This window comes from Mesorhizobium sp. M7A.F.Ca.CA.002.05.1.1 (genome assembly GCF_003998335.1).
GTDB lineage: Bacteria > Pseudomonadota > Alphaproteobacteria > Rhizobiales > Rhizobiaceae > Mesorhizobium.
Window position 1 is genome coordinate 1 of record NZ_RZQI01001472.1, and the last position, 791, is coordinate 791.

Here is a 791-nt window from a genome sequence, read left to right on the forward strand (position 1 = left end):
CAGGTGGGGTTCGGTGCGGAAGTCGAGGCATCGCGCGGCTGTCCCTATAACTGCAGTTTCTGCGCCAAGATCGATTTCCGTGATGCCTATCGCCGTCGAAACCATGAAGCGGTGGTGGCGGAGATCGATCGGCTGATTGCCCAAGGTGTCGGCTACATCTACTTCATCGACGAGATCTTCCTGCCGCAAAAAGCGTTGCTGGAAGCCTTGGTCGATCGCGACGTGAAATTCGGCGTACAGACCCGCATCGATCTGTGGAAGCCCGAACTGCTGGAATTGCTGGGCGCCGCGGGCTGCGTCTCGATCGAGGCCGGCCTCGAAAGCCTGACCGTCGAAGGTCGGGCAATGCTGGCCAAGCGCTGCCGGCTGGGTACCGAGGAACTCGCCGCGCTGCTCGTCGATGCCAGACGTCACGTTCCATTCGTTCAGGCCAATCTGATCGGCGTGGTCGAGGATGATCCCGCCCTGGTCGAGCACTGGCGAACCCACCTGATCGACCACGGCGTATGGGCCAACGAACCTGTGCCGCTTTACCCGTATCCGAGTTCGCCCAGCTACCGCGAGCTTTGGGGCGAACCCGACGACCTTGCCTGGGAACGCGCCCATGACCACTACCTCGCATCTTTCCAGAAATTCAGTGACATCCAGGAGAGGCGGCCGCGACCGCTGGCGGAACTGGAGGCGACATGTTGCGGACACTGACGCCGCGCTCGCGGCGCATCCTGATGACCGTCGATGCCGTGGGCGGCGTATGGCGCTATGCCCTTGATCTGGCACGGGAACTTGTGAAC

Annotated in this window: 1 protein-coding gene; it reads left to right on the forward strand. The window is 62.1% G+C overall.

Annotated features, from left to right (window positions below; all coding sequences use genetic code 11):
* Positions 1-702 (forward strand): radical SAM protein (locus tag EN939_RS36440; RefSeq protein ID WP_127272077.1); only part of this gene is annotated, 702 nt, incomplete at its 5' end.
* Positions 703-791: the final 89 nt, after the last annotated feature.